The sequence below is a fragment of the Parasutterella secunda genome (genome assembly GCF_023336895.1).
In the GTDB taxonomy this organism is placed as follows: Bacteria; Pseudomonadota; Gammaproteobacteria; order Burkholderiales; family Burkholderiaceae_F; genus Aphodousia; species Aphodousia faecalis.
In genome coordinates, this window is sequence record NZ_JAMBLT010000001.1 from 39,331 (window position 1) to 62,724 (window position 23,394).

Annotated in this window: 20 protein-coding genes and 2 tRNA genes; 17 read left to right on the forward strand and 5 right to left on the reverse strand. The window is 46.6% G+C overall.

Features of this window, described 5'->3' with window-relative positions:
• Nucleotides 1-18: 18 nt before the first annotated feature.
• Nucleotides 19-1,386, reverse strand: a complete 1,368-nt coding sequence (locus M3080_RS00195; protein WP_249091388.1) for an alanine/glycine:cation symporter family protein — start codon at nt 1,384-1,386, stop codon at nt 19-21.
• A gap of 278 nt (nt 1,387-1,664) precedes the next feature.
• Here M3080_RS00195 and pepN point away from each other — a divergent pair, with 278 nt between their 5' ends.
• The 4 genes from pepN to rbr all read left to right on the forward strand — a co-directional run bounded on the left by pepN (nt 1,665) and on the right by rbr (nt 7,744).
• The gene (pepN, locus tag M3080_RS00200; protein WP_022473605.1) at nt 1,665-4,337 is read left to right on the forward strand and encodes an aminopeptidase N; all 2,673 of its coding nucleotides are present in this window, start codon (nt 1,665-1,667) and stop codon (nt 4,335-4,337) included.
• A 20-nt stretch (nt 4,338-4,357) separates the two neighbouring features.
• Entirely contained in the window at nt 4,358-5,350 is a 993-nt protein-coding gene (locus M3080_RS00205) for a class 1 fructose-bisphosphatase (RefSeq protein ID WP_249091390.1), read from the forward strand.
• A gap of 9 nt (nt 5,351-5,359) precedes the next feature.
• Nucleotides 5,360-5,527: a hypothetical protein gene (locus M3080_RS00210; protein WP_022473607.1), complete on the forward strand. Its 168-nt coding sequence runs from the start codon at nt 5,360-5,362 to the stop codon at nt 5,525-5,527.
• Nucleotides 5,528-5,695: 168 nt separating this feature from the next.
• Nucleotides 5,696-7,744, forward strand: coding sequence for a rubrerythrin (gene rbr / locus M3080_RS00215; protein WP_249091392.1), 2,049 nt, complete (start codon nt 5,696-5,698; stop codon nt 7,742-7,744).
• 45 nt (nt 7,745-7,789) lie between these two features.
• On the opposite strand, the gene mscL is transcribed toward rbr, so the two are convergent.
• On the reverse strand, nt 7,790-8,272 hold the full coding sequence (gene mscL, locus M3080_RS00220; protein WP_022473609.1) for a large conductance mechanosensitive channel protein MscL: 483 nt from the start codon (nt 8,270-8,272) through the stop codon (nt 7,790-7,792).
• 106 nt (nt 8,273-8,378) lie between these two features.
• Between mscL and M3080_RS00225 the strand changes: the two genes are divergently transcribed.
• From M3080_RS00225 to M3080_RS00255, 7 genes are all read left to right on the forward strand, one after another.
• Nucleotides 8,379-8,452 (forward strand) — tRNA-Gly (locus tag M3080_RS00225).
• Nucleotides 8,453-8,495: 43 nt separating this feature from the next.
• Nucleotides 8,496-9,218, forward strand: a complete 723-nt coding sequence (gene trmB, locus M3080_RS00230) for a tRNA (guanosine(46)-N7)-methyltransferase TrmB (protein ID WP_249091394.1) — start codon at nt 8,496-8,498, stop codon at nt 9,216-9,218.
• A gap of 11 nt (nt 9,219-9,229) precedes the next feature.
• The gene (locus tag M3080_RS00235; RefSeq protein ID WP_249091395.1) at nt 9,230-10,081 is read left to right on the forward strand and encodes an undecaprenyl-diphosphate phosphatase; all 852 of its coding nucleotides are present in this window, start codon (nt 9,230-9,232) and stop codon (nt 10,079-10,081) included.
• A gap of 292 nt (nt 10,082-10,373) precedes the next feature.
• The gene (locus M3080_RS00240; RefSeq protein WP_249091764.1) at nt 10,374-10,844 is read left to right on the forward strand and encodes an EVE domain-containing protein; all 471 of its coding nucleotides are present in this window, start codon (nt 10,374-10,376) and stop codon (nt 10,842-10,844) included.
• 103 nt (nt 10,845-10,947) lie between these two features.
• Nucleotides 10,948-11,023 (forward strand) — tRNA-Thr (locus M3080_RS00245).
• Nucleotides 11,024-11,116: 93 nt separating this feature from the next.
• Nucleotides 11,117-12,169 (forward strand): methionine ABC transporter ATP-binding protein, encoded by a 1,053-nt coding sequence (locus tag M3080_RS00250; protein WP_249091397.1) that lies wholly within the window; start codon nt 11,117-11,119, stop codon nt 12,167-12,169.
• Nucleotides 12,166-12,819, forward strand: coding sequence for a methionine ABC transporter permease (locus M3080_RS00255; protein WP_022473614.1), 654 nt, complete (start codon nt 12,166-12,168; stop codon nt 12,817-12,819). Before M3080_RS00250 ends, M3080_RS00255 begins: the two co-directional genes overlap by 4 nt.
• A 31-nt stretch (nt 12,820-12,850) precedes the next feature.
• Here M3080_RS00255 and M3080_RS00260 read toward each other — a convergent pair whose 3' ends face one another.
• Nucleotides 12,851-13,390, reverse strand: a complete 540-nt coding sequence (locus M3080_RS00260) for a lipopolysaccharide assembly protein LapA domain-containing protein (RefSeq protein WP_022473615.1) — start codon at nt 13,388-13,390, stop codon at nt 12,851-12,853.
• 144 nt (nt 13,391-13,534) lie between these two features.
• Here M3080_RS00260 and upp point away from each other — a divergent pair, with 144 nt between their 5' ends.
• The 3 genes from upp to M3080_RS00275 all read left to right on the forward strand — a co-directional run bounded on the left by upp (nt 13,535) and on the right by M3080_RS00275 (nt 15,734).
• Entirely contained in the window at nt 13,535-14,182 is a 648-nt protein-coding gene (gene upp, locus M3080_RS00265) for a uracil phosphoribosyltransferase (protein WP_249091399.1), read from the forward strand.
• Nucleotides 14,183-14,479: 297 nt separating this feature from the next.
• A complete protein-coding gene (locus M3080_RS00270) occupies nt 14,480-15,271 on the forward strand; it encodes a fumarate reductase cytochrome b subunit (protein ID WP_022473617.1) in 792 nt (263 codons plus the stop codon).
• A 115-nt stretch (nt 15,272-15,386) separates the two neighbouring features.
• Nucleotides 15,387-15,734: a DUF4156 domain-containing protein gene (locus M3080_RS00275; protein ID WP_249091401.1), complete on the forward strand. Its 348-nt coding sequence runs from the start codon at nt 15,387-15,389 to the stop codon at nt 15,732-15,734.
• 1 nt (nt 15,735) lies between these two features.
• Here M3080_RS00275 and M3080_RS00280 read toward each other — a convergent pair whose 3' ends face one another.
• Both M3080_RS00280 and M3080_RS00285 read right to left on the reverse strand, forming a co-directional pair.
• Nucleotides 15,736-16,401, reverse strand: a complete 666-nt coding sequence (locus M3080_RS00280) for a response regulator (protein WP_022473619.1) — start codon at nt 16,399-16,401, stop codon at nt 15,736-15,738.
• A 44-nt stretch (nt 16,402-16,445) separates the two neighbouring features.
• A complete protein-coding gene (locus M3080_RS00285) occupies nt 16,446-17,714 on the reverse strand; it encodes a Zn-dependent hydrolase (RefSeq protein WP_249091403.1) in 1,269 nt (422 codons plus the stop codon).
• 309 nt (nt 17,715-18,023) lie between these two features.
• Here M3080_RS00285 and dcuC point away from each other — a divergent pair, with 309 nt between their 5' ends.
• From dcuC to M3080_RS00300, 3 genes are all read left to right on the forward strand, one after another.
• The gene (gene dcuC, locus M3080_RS00290; protein WP_249091406.1) at nt 18,024-19,292 is read left to right on the forward strand and encodes a C4-dicarboxylate transporter DcuC; all 1,269 of its coding nucleotides are present in this window, start codon (nt 18,024-18,026) and stop codon (nt 19,290-19,292) included.
• A gap of 130 nt (nt 19,293-19,422) precedes the next feature.
• The gene (locus M3080_RS00295) at nt 19,423-20,697 is read left to right on the forward strand and encodes an amidohydrolase (protein ID WP_249091408.1); all 1,275 of its coding nucleotides are present in this window, start codon (nt 19,423-19,425) and stop codon (nt 20,695-20,697) included.
• 120 nt (nt 20,698-20,817) lie between these two features.
• Nucleotides 20,818-23,292, forward strand: a complete 2,475-nt coding sequence (locus M3080_RS00300) for an excinuclease ABC subunit UvrA (RefSeq protein ID WP_249091410.1) — start codon at nt 20,818-20,820, stop codon at nt 23,290-23,292.
• Nucleotides 23,293-23,394: the final 102 nt, after the last annotated feature.

Sequence of the window (23,394 nt, forward strand, 5' to 3'; positions counted from 1 at the left end):
GATTCGTTTGGGCCTTTTTTATTTACCTGGCTGTTGCTGCAATTTTTGTTCGAAGTCTTCCAAACACCGAACGACAACTTTGTGTAAGCACAACAGAGCAATCAAGTTAGGGATGACCATCAAACCGTTAAAAAGGTCTGCCAATGCCCAAACCAGATCTACCTTTAAAACAGCTCCGAACCCGATAAATAAACAGACAATCAATCGATAGGGAAACAAGCCTTTGGGGCCAAATAGGAATCGAACATTTTGTGAGCCAAAAAAGTACCATCCGATAATGGTTGAGTAAGCAAAAAAGAATAAACAGATGGCGACAAACGCTCTGCCATAATCGCCCAAACCGACATCGTAGGCTCTCTGCGTTAGCTCAATACCCGTGCTTTGATAATCCAGCACACCGGTCACCAAAATGACAATACCCGTAAAAGTAACAATCAGAACCGTTGCAAAGACTCCGAAGATAGCCACTAGTCCTTGCTCTGCCGGATGCTCTACTTTGGCGATAGCATGAGCGTGCGGTGTTGATCCCATACCGGCTTCATTAGAAAAAAGACCACGAGCCACCCCAAACTGCATGGCTTTTGCCACCGTGAAACCCAGCGCTCCACCACCAACGGCTTGAGGATTAAAAGCCGCAGTAAAAATTAATTCAAACGCAGGCAGTATTTGATCCCAATGACTAAGAATGACAAAAGAGCCTCCGATCAAATACGTGGCTGCCATCAAAGGAACCAGTTTTTCCGTAACAGAGGCAAGACGACCGATTCCTCCGAAAAACACAGAACCGGCCAACACGGCCGTTGCCACTCCGGAAACCCAGAGTGGGATATCGAAAGCAGATTGCATTGCCAACGATATGGAGTTTGACTGAACCATATTGCCGATACAGCCCAAAGCAATAATGATGGCTACGGCAAAAAAGTAAGAAAGAAAGCGATACTTTTTCCCCATACCTAATGTGATGTAATAAGCTGGGCCACCGACAATATGGCCTGAAGCATCACGAGTACGGAATGTTAGTGCTAAAACAGCCTCTGCAAAAATAGTGGCCATCCCGAAAAAAGCTGCCAACCACAACCAAAAAAGTGCACCAGGTCCACCTGAAACAATAGCGGTAGCGGTCCCGGCTACATTTCCGGTACCAACCTGTGCAGCAACCGCGGTTGCCAACGCTTGAAAGGAACTCATGCCCGATTGATCCGCCTTTTTCCCAAAAAGCGAAGCACCACCGAACAGATAGCGCGCAGCCCAACCGAAGTAACGAACTTGAACAAAACGAAGGCGGATCGTGTAAAAAATGCCTGTCCCGCACAACAAAGGAATTAGGAAAAACACGCCCCAGAGATAACGATTGATATCGTGAACACAGGTGTTTAGAAGCTCCATTTCGCTTTCCTCAATCCAAACATCAAAAAAGAGAAAGGAGCTCTTTATTTTATGAAGATAAGCAAAAGAAAAAGTCAATGATTTTCTTAAATCTACTTATTTTCCTCTAAATTCGTTCAATAACCCTGAGGATATGTTCTTAAGCACATTCGGTTAGACAGAGCGTTCGCTTTTTGTCAAAAAATAAGTCTCTGGAAAGCAGAAAAATCTCTGTTAAATGCTTACAATGTTTGGGTTGAAATACTAAAGAAACGTCCTGATTTTCAGAGGTTTTAAGCATGGCGTCGGCTACCGTTTTCCGCAAAGATTACATTCCCCCCACACACTGGGTTGATTCAGTTTATCTAGAGTTTGACCTTCACCCTCAGCAAACACATGTCCACAGTACGTTGATGATCCGCCCCAATGAAGATCGAATCAATAATGATCTGGTACTGAATGGACGGGATTTAGATTTAATTCGCATCGCCATTGACGGTCGTGAATTGGACAGATCCGAATACACGATATTGCCCACCGGAGACATTGTTCTTCGCGGTATTACCGAAAACATTAAGCTTGAAATCGAAAACGTCATTAATCCTCAAGCTAATTCCTCGTTGATGGGGTTGTACCTGTCAAACGGAAACTTTATGACACAGTGTGAGGCAGAAGGTTTCCGTCGGATAACCTACTACCCTGACAGACCGGATGTTTCAGCCAAATTCACGGTCAGAATCAACGCTCCGAAATCAGTCTGTCCCGTTTTGCTTTCTAACGGTAATTTGATTGAAGAAGGTGAATTGGACGGTAATTGGCACTACACCTGTTGGGAAGATCCGTTTCCCAAACCCAGCTACCTCTTTGCACTAGTGGCCGGCAATTTGAAATGCCGCGAAGAAAAATTCCAACTGAAAAACGGAAAAAAGGCACTTTTACAGATTTGGGTTGAACCCCGCAATTTGGATAAAACGGAATTCGCTTTAGAAAGTTTAAAGCGCGCGATTGCTTGGGATGAAGAACGGTTTGGCCTGGAGCTTGATTTGGAACGCTTCATGATTGTCGCCACCGATGACTTCACCATGGGCGCCATGGAAAATAAGGGACTGAACATTTTTAATTCTCGCTGTGTGTTGGCAACACCGCAGGTAGCAACGGACCGTGATTTTGCTCGGATTGAAAGTGTTATCGGACACGAATATTTCCACAATTGGACGGGTGACCGTGTCACTTGTCGCGATTGGTTCCAACTCACTTTAAAGGAAGGCTTAACGGTTTTCCGCGAACAGGAATTCGCAGCTGATATGCTGGGGGATTCCACCGCCCGAGCAGTCAAACGCATTGAAGATGTTCGTTATCTGCGCGACAGACAATTCCCGGAAGACGCCGGCCCCATGGCCCATCCGATTCGTCCGGAATCTTATGAAGAAATCAACAATTTCTATACCACCACGGTATACGAAAAAGGTGCTGAAGTTATCCGTATGCTTCAGACACTTTTAGGCAAGGACGGATTCAAGAGAGGACTAGATCTCTATATCAGAGAGCACGACGGCAGCTGCGCCACCTGCGAAGATTTTCTTAATGCAATGGCTGAAGCCAATATGCGCAATTTGAATCAATTTAAGCGTTGGTATTCGCAAGCCGGAACCCCCCATGTGCGCGTTCGCACACACTGGGATGCTCAAAGCGCAACCTATGCCGTTACATTGACCCAATTTTGTCCGCCTTCTCCGGGACAGGACAAGAAGGAACCTTTCTTTATTCCTTTTGATATTGCTTTATTCAACAGCAAGGGCACGCCCATCGCATTGCAGTTGCAAGAAGAAACAACCGCCAAGGGGACTTCTCGCGTATTAGAACTAACCGATGAAGAGCATACTTGGGTATTTGTTGGCGTTAAAGAACAACCCATCCCCTCTTTAGCTCGAAATTTCTCTGCTCCGATCATCGTTGATTACAACTACACACCCGAAGAGCTTGTCTTTTTAAGTCAATGTGACAACGATGCCTTTAATCGCGCGCAAGCGATGGAGGAACTATCGCTTCTTTGCATCAACGAAATGGTGGCTGACTTTGAACGCGGCACGCGTATGGTCATCAATCCGCACTACAGAAACGCCTTTGAATCCATGTTGACCGACAAGAGCGTTTCGCCGGCATTTAAAGCCATTGCGCTGACACTACCCAGCGAAACCCGTATTGCCGAATCCCAGCCGATGATTAACCCGATTGCGATTCGTGCCGCTATTCGTTCACTGAGAGAACAACTTGGAAGACAGTTCTCACACGTTATCATGCGTGTCTTTGATGACAATGCACCCAATCCCGTTTACTCGCCGAGCGCTGCTGAGGCTGGGAAGCGGGCCATGCGTGCTTTCTGCTTTGAATTACTGTTGGCAGGCGGCAATGCCAAGTCGCTGTTGCGGGCTCGTCAAATTTTTGAAACCAGCAAAAACCTGACAGAGCGTCTGGATGCATTAAGAATCATCGTAAACAGCGCATCCCCAACGAAATTTACCTTATTGGAAGCGGCAGAAGCTGAATGGCGCAAAGAACCGTTATTGATTAATAAATGGTTCACGCTTCAAGCAACCGCTACTGTTCCGATGGACGAATGTCCAATCGTTGACGTGGTCCAAAATCTGATTGAGCGTTATCCCGGCTACAACGTACACAACCCCAACAATGTCTATTCGCTCGTGTTGGCATTCTGCCAAAACAATCTGGCAGAGTTCCATAGACCGGATGGCGCCGGGTACAAACTCTGGGTTGAGCAAGTACTTAAACTCGACAGAATTAATCCACAAGTTTCCAGTCGCTTAGCTCGCTGCCTAGACAATTGGCGCCGATACACCCCGGAATGCTCTAAGCTGATGTTCAGCGCGCTCAAATATGTTTATTCGCAACCCAATTTGTCTTCTGATCTCAAAGAGGTCGTTGGCAAAGCGCTCAATAATGCAACCCATTAATTTTGAGAAGGATTTTTAAGATGGCAAAAACTTTAGACCTCTACCTCCATGATTTGGAAACGCATCATGGAGTTGATCCTCGGTTGACCGCTTTGATCAATCACTTGGCCTGCACTTGCAAAGAAATCAGCTTTAAAGTCAGTCAAGGGGCGTTGGCCGGCGTGTTGGGTTCAGCCGGCAGCGAAAATATTCAAGGTGAAACGCAGAAAAAACTCGACATTATTGCCAACGACATCATGTGTCGAGCCTGCACTGAGAGCGGTTTTGTCAGTGGTGTGGCCAGCGAAGAAATGGATCATGCGCTTCAAGTACCGGCAAATTGTGATGTTGGACCTTATCTGGTGCTCTTTGATCCGCTCGATGGTTCGAGCAATATCGACATCAACGTCTCAATTGGCACCATCTTTTCTATCCTTCCGGCAGGCACTCCACACCGTGACGTCACAGATGAAGAGTTCTTGCAACCCGGAAGAAAACAACTGGCCGCCGGTTACGTCATTTACGGTCCGCAAACTCAATTGGTCTTTACTCTCGGTTTTGGAACAACGCTTTTCACTCTCGATTTAGGTACCGGTAATTTCTACCAAACCATCGAAAAACTTGAAATTGCTCCGCAAGCCAAAGAGTTTGCCATTAACTGCTCCAATATGCGTCATTGGGAAGCTCCTGTGCAACGCTACATCACTGAGTTACTAGCAGGCACAACCGGACCGCGTGGCAAAGACTTCAACATGCGATGGGTTGCCGCAATGGTTGCTGAAGTTCACCGCATCCTCAATCGAGGTGGTATTTTCATGTACCCGCGCGATGACCGCGATCCTTCTAAACCCGGGAAATTGCGTCTGATGTATGAAGCCAACCCGATGAGTTGGTTGGTGGAACAAGCCGGCGGTCGCTCCACCAACGGGAAAGAGGATATTTTGGATATCACTCCGGAAGGACTGCATCAGCGCGTTGCTGTTTTCTTAGGCGCAAAAGAGGAAGTGGACTTAGTCACCTCTTACCATCGTTAAGAGATTTTCATGGATTGGTTGGATTTTCTGCTCAACTGGATACTTTTGCCTCTTATCATCATCTATGGTTTTGTCAGTTGGTGCAGAGAAAACCCTGACACAAAGTTTTGGAACAGTCCATACGAACACGATGATAAAAAAGAGGAAAAAGAGAATCGTTCCTTGAAAGACAAATGATCTCTTCTGAAGGCGTTTTTGATTGTTTTTATCTATCAAAAACGCCTTTTTCATAGATAAAAACTATTGCTCAATCGGACAACTTGAATTGTTTTTTGTTGACAGCATTCTTATACTCACAGCAAACCCCTTTACACCCATTGGCCTATCTTGAGTTTGGGAGATTCTATGTCTAAGCATGAATCATTGGATGTTCGTGTCGCTGTCGAACCGGATAATCCCGCATTGATTCGTAATGAGTCTTTATGTGTTAATTGTTCCATGTGCCGCCAAGTATGCGAAGACTATATCGGCGTACACGGTCATTACGATTTAACAAAAACCGGCGATAAAGCCATCTGTATTCACTGTGGCCAGTGCATCAACGTCTGTCCTACCGGAAGCCTTTTAGGTCGCAATGAGTATTCTCAAGTACAAGAAGCTATTGATGATCCGGAACGTATTGTCGTCATTTCCACTTCTCCTGCTGTCCGCGTGGCTCTTGCAGAAGCTTTCGGCCTTGAGGCAGGTCGCTTTGAAGAAGAAAAAATGGTGGGCCTTTTGCGTCAACTCGGCGCTGACTATGTGCTTGATACCAACTTTGCTGCAGACCTTACGATCATGGAAGAGGCTTCTGAATTAGTGCAAAGAATCACGAAAAAGAGTGCTCCCCTGCCGCAATTTACGAGTTGTTGTCCCGCCTGGGTTAAATATGCCGAAACGTTCCACCCGGAAATAATTGCCAATATTTCCAGCGCAAAAAGTCCGATTGGTATGCAAGGGGCCACGGTTAAAACCTATTTTGCTCGTGAAAATGCACTGGATGCCAAAAAAATCGTCCACGTTGCTTTAGCTCCCTGTACTGCTAAAAAGTTTGAAGTCCGACGCGAGGAGTTCAATAGCAGCGGCCGCTATCACGCAGATGAATCCATCCGTGACACAGATTTCGTTATTACAACAACAGAGTTAGCCGAGTGGGCTCAATCTAAGGGAATTGGTTTTGATGACATCACTCCTTCCCACTATGACCGCTTAATGGGAGAAGGGTCCGGTGCAAGCGTTATTTTTGGAAACACCGGTGGAGTCATGGAAGCGGCCTTACGTACTGCACACTTTCTGGTGACGGGCCACGCGGCCCCTGCTGAATTCTATGATCTTCAACCAGTCAGAGGTTTGACAGACGTAAAAGAAGCCTGTGTTCGGATTGCTGACTTGACTCTAAACGTAGCCGTAGTTTACGGTACCGCCAACGCCGGAAAACTTATCGATCAAATCAATAAGGGTGAGAAAACTTATCACTTCATCGAAGTGATGACCTGCCCAGGAGGTTGTATCTCAGGCGGCGGTCAGCCCAAATTAAATTGGGGACAAGAAGACCTCACTCGTCAGCAGCGAATCGATGCTTTGTACGCTCGTGACAGCAGCTTTGACAGGGCACACCGTACAAGCTACGAAAACGAAGAAATCAAGCGTATCTACGAACAATTTTATGGTCATCCATTATCGGAATTGGCCGAAAAACTTTTACACACGCACTACACGGACCGTAGTGCATCTTTAGGAGAAAAGAAAATGAAATACCGTTGCAAAGTATGCGGTTATATCCACGAATGCGAAGGTGAATTGCCCGCTGATTACATTTGCCCTATCTGCAAGAAGGGAATTGAATTTTTCGAACCTGTCGAAGAATCCAAAAAAGCCTGCGGACAATTGGCTGGCACCAAGACTGAAAAGAATTTGATGACCGCTTTTGCTGGTGAGTCACAAGCTCGTAACAAGTACACCTACTTTGCTGAAGTAGCTAAACGCGAAGGCTATGAACAAATCGCCGCTATCTTCTTGCAAACGGCTCGTAATGAACAAGAACATGCCCGCTTGTGGTGCGATGCCTTGGGTTGGATTCAAGATACGGCCAAGAATCTCGGCGCTGCTGCAGAAGGTGAAAATTACGAATGGACCGATATGTACGACGGCTTCGCAAAAGACGCAGAGGAAGAAGGCTTTAGCGAATTAGCTGCTAAGTTCCGCGCTGTTGCCGCTATTGAAAAGGCCCATGAAGAACGCTATCGCAAACTTCTCAAAAACGTTGAGATGAAGCAAGTTTTTGAAAAGGCCGGTCAGGCAATGTGGGAATGCCGCATTTGCGGTCACCTTGTAATGGGCGTTAAGGCTCCTGAGGCTTGCCCGGTTTGCGGCTATGCTCAAAGCTATTTTGAAGTACGAGCCGAAAACTACTAATCACTAACAATGTGATCACTAAAGGGGCGACTCGCCCCTTTTTTCTTATTTTTCAGACTGCTGTTTGAGCAAATCACGGATTTCCTGTAACAGAACAATATCAGCTGGAATAGGAGCAGGAGCGGCCTTAGCGGCTTGCTCCTCTTCCTTTTTCTTAGCCATTAACTTAGCCTCAGCAGCCGTACGAACTTTATTGACAACACGAACTAAACAGAAAACCACCAAAGCCATCAAGAGGAAATGAAAGACGGCGGTGAAAAAAGCACCGTAACCAAAAACGGCGGCACCGGCCTTCGTTAATGCGTCATAGGACATGGGGCCGGTGTAATTTTCCGGCATGGAAAGCACAAAGAAAAAATTCGAGAAATCTTGTGAACCGATTAAAACGCCGAGAATGGGATTGATCACATCTTTAACCAAAGAATTCACAATAGCCGTAAATGCCGCGCCGACGATCACACCGACAGCCATATCAACAACATTGCCACGGCTGATAAACGCCTGGAAATCAGAAATAAATTGCTTCATATTGATCCTAAAATGAAAAAAGCCTTGCGATTATATAGACATAGGCCGTTTTAGTGATTTATCGCCATTTTTTCTGAAATTTCAGTAAAATAGCAAGCCTGTTTTTGCGGATGTAGCTCAATGGTAGAGCAGAGGCTTCCCAAGCCTATGACGGGGGTTCGATTCCCCTCATCCGCTCCAATTTTCTTATTGCAACGGACCCAAGAGTCCGTTTTTTTCTAGTATGACCGAAAGAAGAGTCCTGAGCGCCGAAGAAATTGAGGCGTTCAAGAAAAAACATATCCGCAGTTTTACCCTGCGCCGCGGCCATATCAGCCAAGCTCAAAAGCGCGCGCTCGAAGAGTTGCTTCCCCGATACGCGGTTGAATATGAACAAAAACTCATTAATCCGACAGAACTTTTCGGACGCGAGGCACCATGGGTGTTAGAGATTGGTTGCGGTATGGGAGAGACAACGGCCCTTATTGCGCAGATGCACCCGGAAGTTAATTTTTTAGGTTGTGAAGTTTTTTCCGCCGGAGTCGGTGCGTTGGCTAAGCGGCTCGATGAAATGGCCCTCACTAACGTAAGAATTATTCAACATGACGCAGTTGAAGTCGTCAAAGACATGATTGCTCTTGACAGTCTTCAGGGCGTTCATATTTACTTCCCTGATCCGTGGAGAAAAGCCAGACATCATAAGCGTCGTCTCGTCGCACAACCGTTTATCCACGAACTTGTCCAACGAATTAAACCGGGTGGATATATTCACTGCGCGACAGACTGGGAAAACTACGCCGAGCAAATGCTGGAGGTTTTACAAAATGAGCCTCTTTTAAGCAATCTGTACGATGGGTACTCCCCCGTTATGGCCAATCCCATCACCGAGCGACCGATGACAAAATTCCACGCTCGCGGTGAACGTTTGGGCCATGGTGTTTGGGACCTTGTTTTTAAACGGAAATAATCGGTTTAAGTATGGATCTCATTTATCAAATCAAAGCGTTCATTCTTGGTATCGTGGAAGGCTTGACAGAATTTCTGCCCATTTCTTCCACTGGCCACTTAATCATTGCCGGAGACTTGCTCAATTTCGATGGCCCTGAAGTCAACACTTTCAGTATCGCCATTCAAGCCGGCGCTATTTTTGCAGTTTGCTGGTTCTATCGGGTCAAACTTTGGAATATTCTCACCCATTTGTTTAAACCCGGAAAAGAGCAACAATTAGCAATCAATATTGTTGTTGCATTTTTGCCGGCTGCCGTATTAGGGGTCATTTTCGCCGATATGATTGAACGGCTGTTATTTAATGCGGTGACTGTCGCAACGGCTCTTGTTGTGGGTGGTTTGATCATTTTCTGGATTGAAAACCTGCATGCAAAACGTTCATACGCCCCTCGTGTCCAAACGATGGACGACATGACCATTAAAGATGCTTTCCTTGTCGGTTGTATGCAATGTATTGCTATGATTCCAGGAACAAGCCGTTCTGGTTCAACCATCATTGGCGGCTTGGTCTTAGGTCTGTCAAGAAAGGCCGCCACAGAGTTTTCCTTTTTTCTAGCAATTCCTACTATTTTCGGCGCCACTGTTTACTCATTGGGAAAAACTTTTTTACGAGTCTCCAATGAACACAGTTTTGTCTGGACATCTGAGATGACTTGGGGCTTTAGCATCGGTTTTGTTGTGTCTTTTATTAGCGCGTTGATCGTTGTTAAATGGCTTTTGCGTTATGTTTCCAGCAACGATTTCAAGCCCTTTGGATGGTACCGGATTATTTTTGGCGTAGTCATTTTAGGTACACACTTTAGCGGCCTTGTCCAGTGGTAATTTTGACCGACGGCAGATCAGGTTAATATTTTTTGATTTGCCGTTTTTTTGTTTGTATTTTTAGTCAATCTGTACGACAATTATCTTGTTCCCGGTAGGCGGATAGTGCTTTAAGATTCCTTGTTCCAATGCTTATCCAAACCGGTTGCTGGACTTGGGGCCGGCTGTGCGGAGGCACGTGTTGCTTCCCCGAAACCCGTCTCAGAGGCGACCAATCTTGACTCTTCGGACTCAGGATGCAAGGCAACCCTTATCGGGAACTTTTCTTTTGCTCTTGCCTTGTCTTACCCCGATGAAAAAATATTGGCTGATGAAGTCCGAACCCTCAGAGTGCTCATTTGAAAGTGTGCTGGAAATGCCTCAGCAGACTGTGCCCTGGTTCGGTGTTCGTAATTACCAAGCTCGCAACTTCATGCGAGATCAGATGACTGTCGGCGATTCCGTACTTTTCTATCATTCCTCATGTGCTTACCCCGGTATTGCTGGCTTAGCTCATGTTGCCAGCAGTGCTCATCCGGATGAAACACAATTTGATCAAAACAGTGTTTACTTTGATCCAAAATCTTCCCGTCAAAACCCACGCTGGGTTTGTGTGGACGTTCGCGCTGATGAGGCTATAGAACTAATCGGCATTTCCGAACTTCGCAAGTATCCTGAACTCGCTCAAATGCGGGTATTACAAAAAGGAAACCGTTTGTCGATTACGCCAGTAACAAAAGAAGAATACCTTTTCATTGTTAAAAGGTTGGTCAAAAAAATTTAGACTTTCCTTTAGCCCTTTTTGAGGGAGATTTGGGTCATTTGCAAAATAAAAAAAACTACGGCATAATTCTGCTTCTCCCAAAACGGGAGGCTGAAAATGGGAAGCCGGTTTAGCTCAGTTGGTAGAGCAGCGCATTCGTAATGCGAAGGTCGGGAGTTCAAGTCTTCTAACCGGCACCATCTCTTAAACTCGTTCCTTTGGACGAGTTTTTTTGTATCTGCACCTTTTTTCTGTGTTAGGCTTAGCGCTTCATTCTTCTTGGGTTTAATACGATGATTGACATCGACCACCTCTCTCAAGCCTTTAGTACCCCTGACGGCAAAACAGTTCACGCTGTCAAAGATGTAACCCTTCACATCAATAAAGGGGAAATTTTCGGCATTATCGGCCGCTCCGGTGCCGGTAAATCAACTCTTGTCAGAACAATCAATTTTCTGAATAAACCCACGCAAGGATGCGTTCGAGTCAATGGTGAATCTCTCAATGACATGAATGCTGATCAGCTGCGCACAATTCGCTCAAAGATCGGCATGATTTTTCAGCACTTCAACCTGCTGAGTTCTCGCACCGTATTCGACAACATCGCTCTGCCACTTGAGCTGCATAACGTCCCCAAAGAGGAAATTGACCGCAAAGTTAATCATTTAATTGACCTTGTTGGTTTGTCTGAACACAAAAACAAATATCCTCGTCAATTGTCCGGTGGTCAAAAACAGCGTGTCGGCATTGCCCGAGCTCTGGCCAATGACCCCATTGTGTTGCTTTCCGACGAAGCTACCAGTGCTTTGGATCCGGAAACAACACGCTCAACATTGGATCTGTTATTAAAAATTAATCAGACCTTGGGCGTCACAATCGTCCTGATTACCCACGAAATGGAAGTAGTCAAACAGATATGCGACCGCGTGGTTGTCATGGACAAAGGCGAAATTGTGGAAAGCGGAACGGTACTTGAGGTATTTCGCCATCCTAAACACCCGACAACGCGCGCCATGCTTGCCGACGTCGTTGTTCACGACATGCCGCAGCGAATCTATAACACCGTTCGTGAGCGTATAGAAACCGCCGTGAATAATGGCCGCTTCGCCAAACTTCTCCGATTGACCTTTGTAGGCTCAGAAGTCACGTTGCCTGTTTTGTCTATCATCACCCGTCGATTTGAAATTGATTTCAATATCTTGCAGGGACAAGTTGAGGAGTTGAAAGGAACCAGTTTTGGTATGCTCACGATTTTGGCCGAAAGCCCCAACTATGAAAATTACCGGGCTGCATTACAGTTTTTGAATGATAACCAAGTTGAGTATGAAGAGGTAGCCTTAGTATGAATGCAGACATTGTCGCCCTTTTAGGGGAAGGTTTTATTGAAACCGTCATTATGGTGATTGGAAGCGGTGTCCTTGGCAGCATCATTGGCATCCCGTTAGGTGTCCTTTTACATGTAACCGATAAGGGCGGCTTAATGCCCAAGCTGGCTACAAATGCCATTGTGGGTGTTATTGTAAATGCCGTGCGTTCAACCCCCTTCATTATTTTGCTGGTTGCTATTTACCCACTCACCCGCTTGATTGTCGGAACAACGATTGGCACCACAGCAACATTAGTGCCGCTCGTAATTGGGGTCGCTCCCTTTATCGCTCGTTTGGTTGAAACAAGCCTTCGTGAGGTTGATCGTGGACTCATTGAGGCGGCCCAATCCATGGGGGCAACCAACATGCAAATCATCAATAAGGTGCTTATTCCTGAAGCCATGCCCGGCATTGTTGCCGGCGTGACGATCGCTATCGTTACCTTAGTGGGTTACTCTGCCATGGCAGGAGCAATCGGCGGAGGCGGATTAGGCGACATCGGTATTCGTTATGGTCACAATCGATATATGCCTGACGTCATGTGGACTGTTGTTTTAATTCTTGTTGTGTTTGTCCAAGTGATACAGAGTTTCGGCGATTGGTGCGTTAGAAAGGTCTCAAAACGTTGAAAAATGGCGGGATTTCCCGCCATTTTTTGTTTTATTTTTCCTTCGTTGTATCCTCTATTTTCTTTTCACCGATACTAATGTCTTTACCGGCAGCCATTTCAACCAACTGGGATAGACGGTCTTCCACTTCTCCCACACTGGCGGAAAGTGAATTCACCGTTTCCTGCGCACTCTCATCCACCGCCGATTGCAATCCATTGACTGCTGCCATTAAAGAAGAATGGCGAGATGCACTTTGATTTTGCAACTCCAAAATCTGCTTTTGCATCTCATTTTTCAATTCCACAAAACGAGATTGCTCGGCTTTTTGAGCCAGATCTCGTGCCTGCTGAAGCTGTTTATTAACACGACGCAATTCCATTGAAAGCGCCGCTTGTTGAACAAAGCCGTAAACCAAGCAAATCAAAATCACCAAACCGGGTCCTAACAATAGTATGAGTCCCAAGGGAGCCTGTATCTCCGTGTAGAGCAAATTCACATTGACATTTGCCATGACGCCTTCCCAGTTAACCACAAGGAAAACAGAACAAAGGACAAACAATAAAAGTAAGAAAACGGTTCTCAAATGCATGGCTGTTCTCGAAAATTTTTCGTTAATGAACCTCATAACTGTATCACGAGCAACGCCTCATCGTAACGAATTTTTGAAAAATTACTTTTCCAACCTTTCGAAAACGACTAAGATGGTGAAGGATTTTCAGAAGGAGTACTTTTCATGCAACACGATCCTCGTTTTCCTCGTTTACACATTGTTGATCACCCTCTGATTCAGCACAAACTCAGCATAATGCGCGATAAGAACACCTGCACAAAGGATTTCCGTGCCTTACTTCGAGAAATCGCTTTACTAATGGGTTACGAAGTCACGAGGAATTTGCCGCTTACTACCCACAGCATTGAAACGCCCCTTTGCCGTTTTGATGCGCCATTCCTAGCCGACAAGAAGCCGGTTATTGTTCCTATCTTGCGTGCCGGCCTAGGTATGGCCGATGGATTTTTGGAGCTAATGCCTTCTGCACGCGTCGGTCACATCGGCATGTACCGAGACGAAAATAAGCGTCCGGTCGAGTACCTGGTTAAATTGCCGGATTTAGAAGGTCGCACATTTTTCTTAGTGGATCCGATGTTAGCAACGGGATATTCTGCTGCACACGGTGTTGAAGTACTGAAAAAGCGCGGCGTTAAAGGCGAAAACATTATTTTCATGTCTTTGCTTTGCGCACCTGAAGGCGTAGAAACCTTCCAAAAGCTTCATCCCGATGTCGAGGTCTATACCGCAAGTTTGGATGATCACTTAAATGAAAAGGCATACATTGTTCCTGGTTTGGGTGATGCCGGTGACCGCTTGTACGGCACTCTCTAAAAAATTATCCAAACAATAAAATTAAGGGTTAACCCTAGTATTTTTGGTTAAACTTACAGTTTAGAAATACTTTTATAAGGGTTAACCCTATATTTTTGATTATAAAAACTTAAATTAATCTGAAAAAAGCTAAAAACATCTGATCTAACTCAAACCTTTTTACTGAAAAAGAGAGGATGATACGCATGTCGGAACGCAGAAGCGTTCTGTCTGTTTGTGTTTTTAAACGTCATCAAAGCGCTTGGACCGCGTTTTGAATTTAGGACATAACTTCTTAATAAAAGGTTAAATTTCATCATGTCGATGTATACCTCTGATCAAGAAAAGTATTCCAACACCCCGACGTCTGAAGAAGTCATCGCTGGTGTGGAATTGCGCAATGCCAAGCGCAAGAGCAGATGGCCGGCTTACTGCGACGTTGCCCAATCCGTTACGGGCTTGTTGCTCGGCTTGTTCCTGTTCTGCCACATGGCTTTCACGAGCTCTATTCAATTGGGCAAGGATGTGTTCTGGAACTTGGTCGCTTTCTCCGGCGGCTATCCGATCGATGGCGAAGAACATGCTTGGATGCACGTCGTTTTGATCGGCGCCATCACCCTCTTGGTGATCATCCACGCTTTGATGGCTTTGCGTCGCTTCCCGACGAGCTATCGTATGTTCCATAACATCAAGAGCCAATACCAATTCATCGCTCACCGCGACACCACGCTTTGGATCGTTCAAATCGTGACCGCTGTGATCTTGACCGGTATGGTCTTCCCGCACGTCACCCCGATGTTGCTCGACCCGCACGCCATTGGCCCGAACCTTTCTTCCGTTCACACCTATCACAATGGTTTGCTCTGGACGTTCGTCTTCTTGGTGGCCACTGAATTGCACGGCATGATCGGTTTGTATCGTCTGTGCGTCAAGTGGGACGTCTTCGCTGGTAACCGTGAAGCCCTCCGTAAGATCATGTACTGCGTGGTCGTTTTGATGATCGCCTGCGGTTCCATGACGATGTGGACGTACTACAGCAACGGTAAGGCCCTTGTTGAAAGCGGCGAACCGATCGTTAAGTACGAACCGGTTAACAACTGGTGGAAGTAATCCTCAGTTTTGACTGAATGACATCAAACGCGACCTTCGGGTCGCGTTTGTTTTTTGGGTATTCAATTTTGAATTCGGTACACTATTCGGAAAACTAGATTAAAAGGAATAAAAAATGCGTTTTCGTTTTTTAGCAATGGCCGCCTGTACGATTGCTCTTCTGACAGGATGCATGGCCAGTTCTGTAACCCCGCAGGGACAAAAAGTCGTCATTGTTCAAAGTTTGCCTACCCAATATCAATGCACTTACAAAGGAGAAGTCGCTGGCTCTCAAGGAAACTGGCTTACGGGAAGCTGGACATCTAATAGCAATTTAGCGTTGGGAGCCAGAAATGATTTAAGAAATGAGGCTGCTGAATTAGGCGCTAATGTTGTTGTGATCACAGAAACCATCAACGCCACGGACGAAGATAACTCTTTAGAAAATATCACACACGTTGGCCGTGCTTATCTTTGTCGCTGATCTAAATAGTGACGCCGCGATCACGAGCCCACAGTGCTGCCTGTGTACGTGAAGCAAAGCCCATTTTCTTCAGAATGTGCTTCACGTGCACTTTGACGGTACCTAACTGAATCGAAAGATACTCCCCTGTTTGCTGGTTACTCATTCCAATTGACAAGCACTTCAATACATCCTTTTCCCGACTAGTCAAACAATTGAGATCCCGATCAACTTCTCCAGTATCATCTCTGAACGCACGAGTCAAGGCCGCCATCAAACGATTGCTGACAACGACCTTTCCATTACAAACCCTTTTGATTTGAGACAAAAGCTCCTGAACCTCAATCAATTTGGATAAATACCCTTCGGCTTGAAGCTGGACCGTAGCCATCAATTCTTCACTGTCATCACGATCGGTCATCATAATGACTCGGGCTGGATTATGAAGAGCTTTTGCATAACGAAGCAATTCAATAGCAGCTCCTTTTTTCATATGCATATCAACGATGACTAAATCGGGCTGAAGTCTGTCGATATAAAACATCCCCAACTGCTTGTCACCCGTTTCAGCGACATTTCCAAAGTCATCATCCGCATGTAAAAGACGCGCTAGAGCTTCCCGAAATAGCGGGGAGCCATCCACAATCACTACGCAGCTTTTTCTGCTATTTTCCCCTGCTTGCGTCATACATATCCTTAAAGGGAGTGCGCCGCACTCCCTTACTTTAGCTCCTATTTTTCATCAAAATGAGACACTGCGGCCCACAAGATGTCTGTACCCTGCATGAAGTCTTCCATCTTCATGGCTTCATGAGGATTATGAGAACCCAGTTGGTTAGCGACAAAAATCATGGCAACCGGTATACCGTTGTTACCCAACACAGCCGAGTCGTGACCGGCCCCGGAAGCCAAGCGCATACAAGGAATTCCCTCAGCCTTAGCGCTCGTTTCCAATCTGTCACTTAATGCAGCATCCACGCCGGAAGGTGCCGTCACCAAAGCGGGATCGTACTCAATCTTGACGCCTCTTTCAGAAGCCACTTCTTCGCCGTATTTTTGCATCAAGTCGTGGAAGCGCTTAACCGTATCTGCACTTAAACTACGAATATCCACCGAGAAGGTCACTTCTCCGGGAATAACGGAAATGGCTGCACTGGAGGCCATTTTCAAAACACCCACGGTAAACACCAAGTCTTCACCTTGAATCAGCCACCGATCCCAGGCCCGGTCAACGCGTTGCATCCAATCCGTAAAGGCCATCAGCGCATCATGTCGATAAGGTTTATCCGTCGCTCCTGAGTGAGCAGCTTCCCCTAAAATGCGAACAGCCTTGTGTCGAATGTTGCCTCGAATACCCGTCACAATACCGGCACGGGCTTCTTTTTGAGCATCCAGGGTCGGGCCTTGTTCAATATGCAGTTCCACAAACGCCGCAATACGATCAATATCAACCAATGGTTTTCCACCGGAAACAGCTTCCGTATCAATACCGCAAGATTGCATCGCTTCGGCCAATGTGCAGGAACCGTCGCGAATCTTTAAAGCGAGATCTTTGGCAGTCAGTTTGCCCAACATACCCAAAGAACCCATATAGGCTTTACCGAAGAAGGAACTCTCTTCACCACGCATCATCAAAACGGTGTAGTCACGAACAGGCTGGAACCCCGTTTGTCTCATCCACCATGCCACTGTCAGAGCCGCTGTTACACCAGCCAAACCGTCATAGTTTCCGCCTTGCGGAACGCTGTCGACGTGAGAACCGGCGACAAAAGCCGGCAAGGAACGATCTTTACCCGGCAGAGTCATCCACACGTTACCCGCTCGATCCGGGGTAATTTCCAACTGTAAAGACTGACCAATCTTCGTTAAATAATCGAGAACTTCAGTTTCTTTGGCTGAAAAAGCCTGACGCGTAACACCTTGGACGTCCGCACTCATAGCACGAATATCGTCAAAGATTTTTTTAGCGAATTCCAATCCTTTTTGTTGCAACTCTGACATAGCGAATCTCCAAGAAAGAAAATAAACAGTCTAATTGTAGGGATTTTACGAATCGAAAAACAATCTTAAATTTACATTAAGTCATTTAATATCAATCAATTAGAAGATCTGCCCTAATCATGCCATCATCCTTTGTTGTTCTGAATCAAACAAGTCTGCAAATTTACAAACTTCTGCACAGAAAGCGCTTCGTTACAGGGATTTCCCTGTGGGCAGAATCGCGAAAGTGTAGGATACTTAACGCAGTGAGAAAACCGCCGTTAAGAGCGGCAATTTCTCGTGTTTTTAACCTTTTACAGGGAATTTCTCATGTCGTTGCTTGAATGGTTGGCAATTGCCGTTACGATTTTGACGGTGTATGCCTTGATCAAACGATTGGAAACGCGTCTCGTGCTCTTTACGGCCGGTTTCGTGCTCTGCTTGGTATCCATGGATCCGTTGAGTGCGTTGAATTCGTTTGCTAAGTCCATGACCAATAACTCCTTGGTGATGGCAATCTGTTCGTCAATGGGTTTTGCATTCATTGCAAATTACACCCAATGTGACCGCAGTCTCGTTCACTATTTGGCCGCTCCGATCCGCGGTTTGGGCGTCTTCTTGATCCCGATCTGCACGGCTGTGACCTTCTTCATTAACATCGCTATTCCGTCTGCAGCCGGTTGTGCTGCTGCCGTGGGTTCTACGTTGATCCCTGTGATGTTGCGTGCCGGTATCAAACCCGCCGCTGCCGCTGCTGCAGTGATGGGTGGTACGATCGGTTCTTATCTCTCTCCGGGTACGTCCCACAACCCGTTCGTTGCTGAAATGGCTGGCATCGACGTGATGGATTTCATCGCCTTCCACGCTATGTGGTCCATTCTTTGCGGTGTGATCTTAGTTGTTGGTTTGCTCGTTGTCTGCATGTTCTTGGGCGACCACAAGGGTGAAAAGGTTGACGTTGAAGCTCAAAAAAACGACAACTTCAAGCCTAATCCCATTAAGGCTATCATGCCGCTCGTTCCGATCACGATCCTCGTTGTCGGTAACGTTTGGTTGCCTGTGATCAAGATGGGTGTGGCCCAAGCCATGGTCTTGGGTGCTGTTATCACCTTATTGGTTGGTTTTGCCTTTGACCGCACGAACCCGCAAGAATTCTCCAAGCAATTCTTCAATGGTATGGGTAAGGGTTACGCTGACGTGATGGGTATCATCATCGCCGCTGGTGTGTTCGCAGCTGGCTTGCGTGCTACCGGTTTGATCGATACGTTCGTTGACGTCTTGAAGCACTCCAATGACATCGCTCGTTGGGGCGGTTCCCTCGGTCCGTGGATCATGGGTACCATCACCGGTTCTGGCGACGCTGCTACCATGGCCTTTAACGAAGCTGTGACGCCGCACGCTCCTGAATTCGGAATGGAAATTAAAGCTTTGGGTGCCTTGGCCTTCTTGACCGGTGCATTGGGTCGTACGATGAGCCCGATCGCTGGCGCTATGGTTGTTGTGGCCGGTATCGCTATGGCTAACCCGATGGACGTTGCAAAGCGTACAGCTCTGCCTTGCACGGTCGCTGTGTTCGTTTTGGCATTGTTCATGGTCTAGTCCGAACTAGTCGAACTTAACTAAACGCAAAAAAGGGGAAGATTCAAATCTTCCCCTCTTTTTTCAGGACTACAATTTTTCTTATCAGGGAGCGTGCACTCTCTGTCGCAGTTCAAATTGGAGAAAAACTATGACTCAATGTGCTTATCACGATCAACTTATCAGTATCCGCCGTGAACTCCACCAATTTCCCGAAGAAGGTTGGACGGAATTCTGTACAACGGCTTTTATTGTCCAACACTTACGCGAATTAGGCTATGAAGTGTTGATGGGAGAGAAAGTCATCTCTCGTAAGGATTGCTTAGGACGTGATCCTAAACTTGTTGCTCAGGCCATTGAAACAGCGAAAGCTCGCGGCGTAAGCCAAGAATTGCTCGATGAAATGCAGGAATTGACAGGCTGCGTTGCCGTATTGGATACGGGGCGTCCCGGTCCGACAGTTGCCTTACGCTTTGATATCGACTGCAATAATGTCACAGAAAATCCCTCTGACGAACATCGCGCTAGCAAGGAAGGCTGGGCCTCTAAGCGTCCTGGATTAATGCACGCTTGCGGTCATGACTCTCACATCTCCACTGGCTTGGCTATTGCTCGTTGGGCCATGGAACATAAGGACCAGTTAAACGGAAAGCTTAAAATCGTGTTCCAACCGGCAGAAGAAGGCGTACGCGGGGCCGCCGCCGTTGCCGCTAGCGGCATTGTGGACGATTGCGACTACTTCCTCTCTAGCCACATCGCCATGATGGCTAAGTCTGGTGAAATCATTACAAGCCCTGTCGGATTCCTCTGCACAACCAAATACGACATCTCCTTTAAGGGCCGTCCTGCACACGCCGGTATTGAACCGAATGCCGGACGAAATGCACTGGCCGCTGCATGCCACTGTGTCACACAACTTCTCGGCATTCCGCGTCACGGCGCCGGCATGACACGTGTGAATGTTGGCAAGATTACCGCCGGTGAAGGCCGCAACGTTATTCCTGTTAACGCAAAACTTGTCATGGAAGTTCGTGGTGAAACCGGTGAAATTAACCAATTTATGGCAAGCGAAACCGAAAACATTGTTGAAGGCGTTGCCAAGAGCTTCTCTGTTCAGTACCACATCGAAAAAATGGGTGAAGCCGTTGACCTCTTTAATGATAAGGAATTGGTCGATATGCTCGATGACGTCTGCGCTCATACTGAAGGCGTTAATAAGGTGCTGCACGAAGTCAATTTCGGAGGCTCCGAAGACGCTACTATTTTGGCTCGCCGCGTGCAGGCTCACGGCGGCAAGGCTGCTTACTTTGTGTTAGGTTCCGATCGTACGGGCGGCCATCACACTTCGGACTTTGACATTGACGAAAATTCTTTGGACATCGGTGTCAATATCTACTCTCAAATGCTTACGCGCTTGATGAAGTAGCGCCGACCGATCGGTAAGGTCTTACTAGCCCGCAACGCGTTTGGTGTTGCGGGCTTTTTTTGAAATATTGGCAAGTGTTGATCGGCATGGCGATAATGAAGTCTGAGGAGAGTTGACAAAATGGTTGATTGCATCAAAGTTCGCGGCGCTCGAGTTCACAATTTAAAAAATATTGATGTCGATATTCCACTCAACAAAATTGTGGGTATTGCTGGTGTATCAGGCTCCGGGAAATCGTCTCTTGCACTGGGAGTCTTGTATTCAGAGGGATCCAGACGGTATTTGGAGGCTCTTTCAACCTATACAAGAAGGCGTATGACCCAGGCTGCCAAAGCTCAGGTTGACGAGGTGCTCTATATCCCCGCGTCTCTTGCGCTTCATCAAAGACCGGCAGTTCCAGGAATCAGGAGTACATTTGGAACAGGCTCCGAGTTGCTCAACAGTCTGCGTTTAATGTTTTCTCGTTTAGCCCACCACCGCTGCCCCAATGGCCACTATGTTGCTCCGTCCTTAGCGGTTGCTGCAGGAGAAAAACTTCACTGTCCGATTTGTGGAGCTGATTTTTTTGCCCCATCAGCCGAAGAGCTCGCTTTCAATAGCCTCGGAGCTTGTCGAACCTGTTCTGGAACGGGCATTGTACAAACTGTCGATCGTTCAACGCTTGTGCCCGATGAAACGCTCAGCATCGATCAGGGGGCTGTCGCTCCATGGAATTCACTCATGTGGTCCCTTATGACCGATGTCTGTCGGGCAATGGGTGTTAGGACAGATATTCCTTTTAAAGATTTAACCGATAAAGAAAAAGATATTGTCTATAACGGTCCGGCCATTAAAAAACATATCCTTTATAAATCGAAAACCACTCAACAAGCCGGAGAATTGGATTTTACGTATTACAACGCAGTCTATACGGTCGAAAACGCCCTGGCTAAAGTCAAAGACGAAAAGGGAATGAAACGCGTTGAGAAATTCCTTAAACAAAGTGTTTGTCCGGATTGCCACGGCTCGCGCATAAACGAGATGGCAAGAGCTCCCAAACTCAAAGGGCTGTCCTTAGATGAAGCCTGCCACATGACACTTTCGCAATTGAGTGAATGGGTTAAGGACATTCCGTATTCATTACCTGAACCGATGCGTCCCATGGCGCTCAGTATCATTGAGTCATTTCAAAATGTCGCCAAACGCTTACTTGATTTGGGATTAGGTTATCTGTCTCTTGACCGTGCCTCCAGTACTTTATCGACTGGAGAACGGCAACGAATGCAATTGGCTCGTGCCGTCAGAAACCGTACGACCGGTGTTTTGTACGTTCTTGACGAACCCTCGATCGGCTTACACCCAAGCAATATCACCGGACTTATTGGCGTAATGCGGGATTTAATCGCTGATGGCAATTCCGTTGTTTTGGTCGATCACGATACGCTGATCCTAAAATCTGCCGACTGGCTGATTGAAATGGGACCAACGGCGGGTACTGATGGCGGCGAAATCCTCTCCCAGGGCACCGTCGGAGAACTCGCACGTAACCCAAATTCGCAAATCGGTCCTTTTATTGCCACAGAGGCCAAACAGCTCATCCGAAAACGGAGCTCGAAAGAAAATCTTTTTAATTTAGGAACGATTGATCTTCAAACGAAGAGCATTCACACCGTCAAACCTCTTCGAGTCAAAATCCCAAAGGGAAAGTTAACCGTTGTCACCGGGGTCTCGGGCTCTGGGAAAACCACCTTGGTTTTGGAAAGTCTCATCCCCGCTTTAAATGCTGCTGTTAACCGAGAAAAGCTGCCTCAACACATAAAAAGTATCTCTGCCCCTGGTATTACGAATATCAAACTGATTGACGCTACGCCTATTGGTATCAACATTCGATCAACCGTGGCCACCTATGCCAACGTACACGATGAGTTGAGGAAAATTTATGCAAAAATGCCTGCGGCAAAAGATGCGCAGCTAAAAGCCGGCGACTTCTCATACAACACCGGCAAATTGCGTTGTCCTCTGTGTGACGGTACGGGTGTCATCAGTCTCGATGTCCAGTTTCTACCGGACGTTGAGATACCTTGTCCAGACTGCAAAGGCAGCCGTTACAGTGATGAAGCAAAGAAAATTCGCTCAGAAAATCATTTCAAAGGGCATTCTTTGCCCGAATTGATGTCGATGGACATTAACCATGTTTTAAAAATCGTTAGCCAAGAAAAAATCATTTCTCAGCGCCTGCAGATACTACAAAACTTAGGGTTAGGCTATTTGACATTAGGAGAAGAAACGCCGAGTCTATCAGGAGGAGAGGCTCAGCGGCTGAAATTAGCAAGCGAGATGGGTAAGCCCCAATCACAAACCGTTTTCGTGTTTGATGAGCCTACTATTGGTCTGCATCCTTTAGACGTACAGGTTTTAATGAAAGTTTTTGATCAACTGATTCATAACCAGGCTACCGTTATTGTTATCGAGCATGATCTCGACATTATCCGTAATGCGGATTATCTGATTGATATGGGGCCCGGCGGAGGAGACGCTGGCGGACGCATCGTTGCAATGGGAACGCCTGACGATATTCGAAGCAACCCAAACAGCGTGACAGGCCGTTTTCTGTGAAGAAAAAACTACAAATCAAAGAGATAGTTTTGCAGACAAAGGAACGTTTGACGAGTAAAATATTTGAGTTTTACATCTGCCTGCCACAGGGGCTGGCTTGTT

Coding starts and splice junctions, on each gene's coding strand:
- M3080_RS00195 (WP_249091388.1), bottom strand. CDS start 1,386: ATGGAGCTTCTAAACACCTGTGTTCACGATATCAATCGTTATCTCTGG.
- pepN (WP_022473605.1), top strand. CDS start 1,665: ATGGCGTCGGCTACCGTTTTCCGCAAAGATTACATTCCCCCCACACAC.
- M3080_RS00205 (WP_249091390.1), top strand. CDS start 4,358: ATGGCAAAAACTTTAGACCTCTACCTCCATGATTTGGAAACGCATCAT.
- M3080_RS00210 (WP_022473607.1), top strand. CDS start 5,360: ATGGATTGGTTGGATTTTCTGCTCAACTGGATACTTTTGCCTCTTATC.
- rbr (WP_249091392.1), top strand. CDS start 5,696: ATGTCTAAGCATGAATCATTGGATGTTCGTGTCGCTGTCGAACCGGAT.
- mscL (WP_022473609.1), bottom strand. CDS start 8,272: ATGAAGCAATTTATTTCTGATTTCCAGGCGTTTATCAGCCGTGGCAAT.
- trmB (WP_249091394.1), top strand. CDS start 8,496: ATGACCGAAAGAAGAGTCCTGAGCGCCGAAGAAATTGAGGCGTTCAAG.
- M3080_RS00235 (WP_249091395.1), top strand. CDS start 9,230: ATGGATCTCATTTATCAAATCAAAGCGTTCATTCTTGGTATCGTGGAA.
- M3080_RS00240 (WP_249091764.1), top strand. CDS start 10,374: ATGAAAAAATATTGGCTGATGAAGTCCGAACCCTCAGAGTGCTCATTT.
- M3080_RS00250 (WP_249091397.1), top strand. CDS start 11,117: ATGATTGACATCGACCACCTCTCTCAAGCCTTTAGTACCCCTGACGGC.
- M3080_RS00255 (WP_022473614.1), top strand. CDS start 12,166: ATGAATGCAGACATTGTCGCCCTTTTAGGGGAAGGTTTTATTGAAACC.
- M3080_RS00260 (WP_022473615.1), bottom strand. CDS start 13,390: ATGCATTTGAGAACCGTTTTCTTACTTTTATTGTTTGTCCTTTGTTCT.
- upp (WP_249091399.1), top strand. CDS start 13,535: ATGCAACACGATCCTCGTTTTCCTCGTTTACACATTGTTGATCACCCT.
- M3080_RS00270 (WP_022473617.1), top strand. CDS start 14,480: ATGTCGATGTATACCTCTGATCAAGAAAAGTATTCCAACACCCCGACG.
- M3080_RS00275 (WP_249091401.1), top strand. CDS start 15,387: ATGCGTTTTCGTTTTTTAGCAATGGCCGCCTGTACGATTGCTCTTCTG.
- M3080_RS00280 (WP_022473619.1), bottom strand. CDS start 16,401: ATGACGCAAGCAGGGGAAAATAGCAGAAAAAGCTGCGTAGTGATTGTG.
- M3080_RS00285 (WP_249091403.1), bottom strand. CDS start 17,714: ATGTCAGAGTTGCAACAAAAAGGATTGGAATTCGCTAAAAAAATCTTT.
- dcuC (WP_249091406.1), top strand. CDS start 18,024: ATGTCGTTGCTTGAATGGTTGGCAATTGCCGTTACGATTTTGACGGTG.
- M3080_RS00295 (WP_249091408.1), top strand. CDS start 19,423: ATGACTCAATGTGCTTATCACGATCAACTTATCAGTATCCGCCGTGAA.
- M3080_RS00300 (WP_249091410.1), top strand. CDS start 20,818: ATGGTTGATTGCATCAAAGTTCGCGGCGCTCGAGTTCACAATTTAAAA.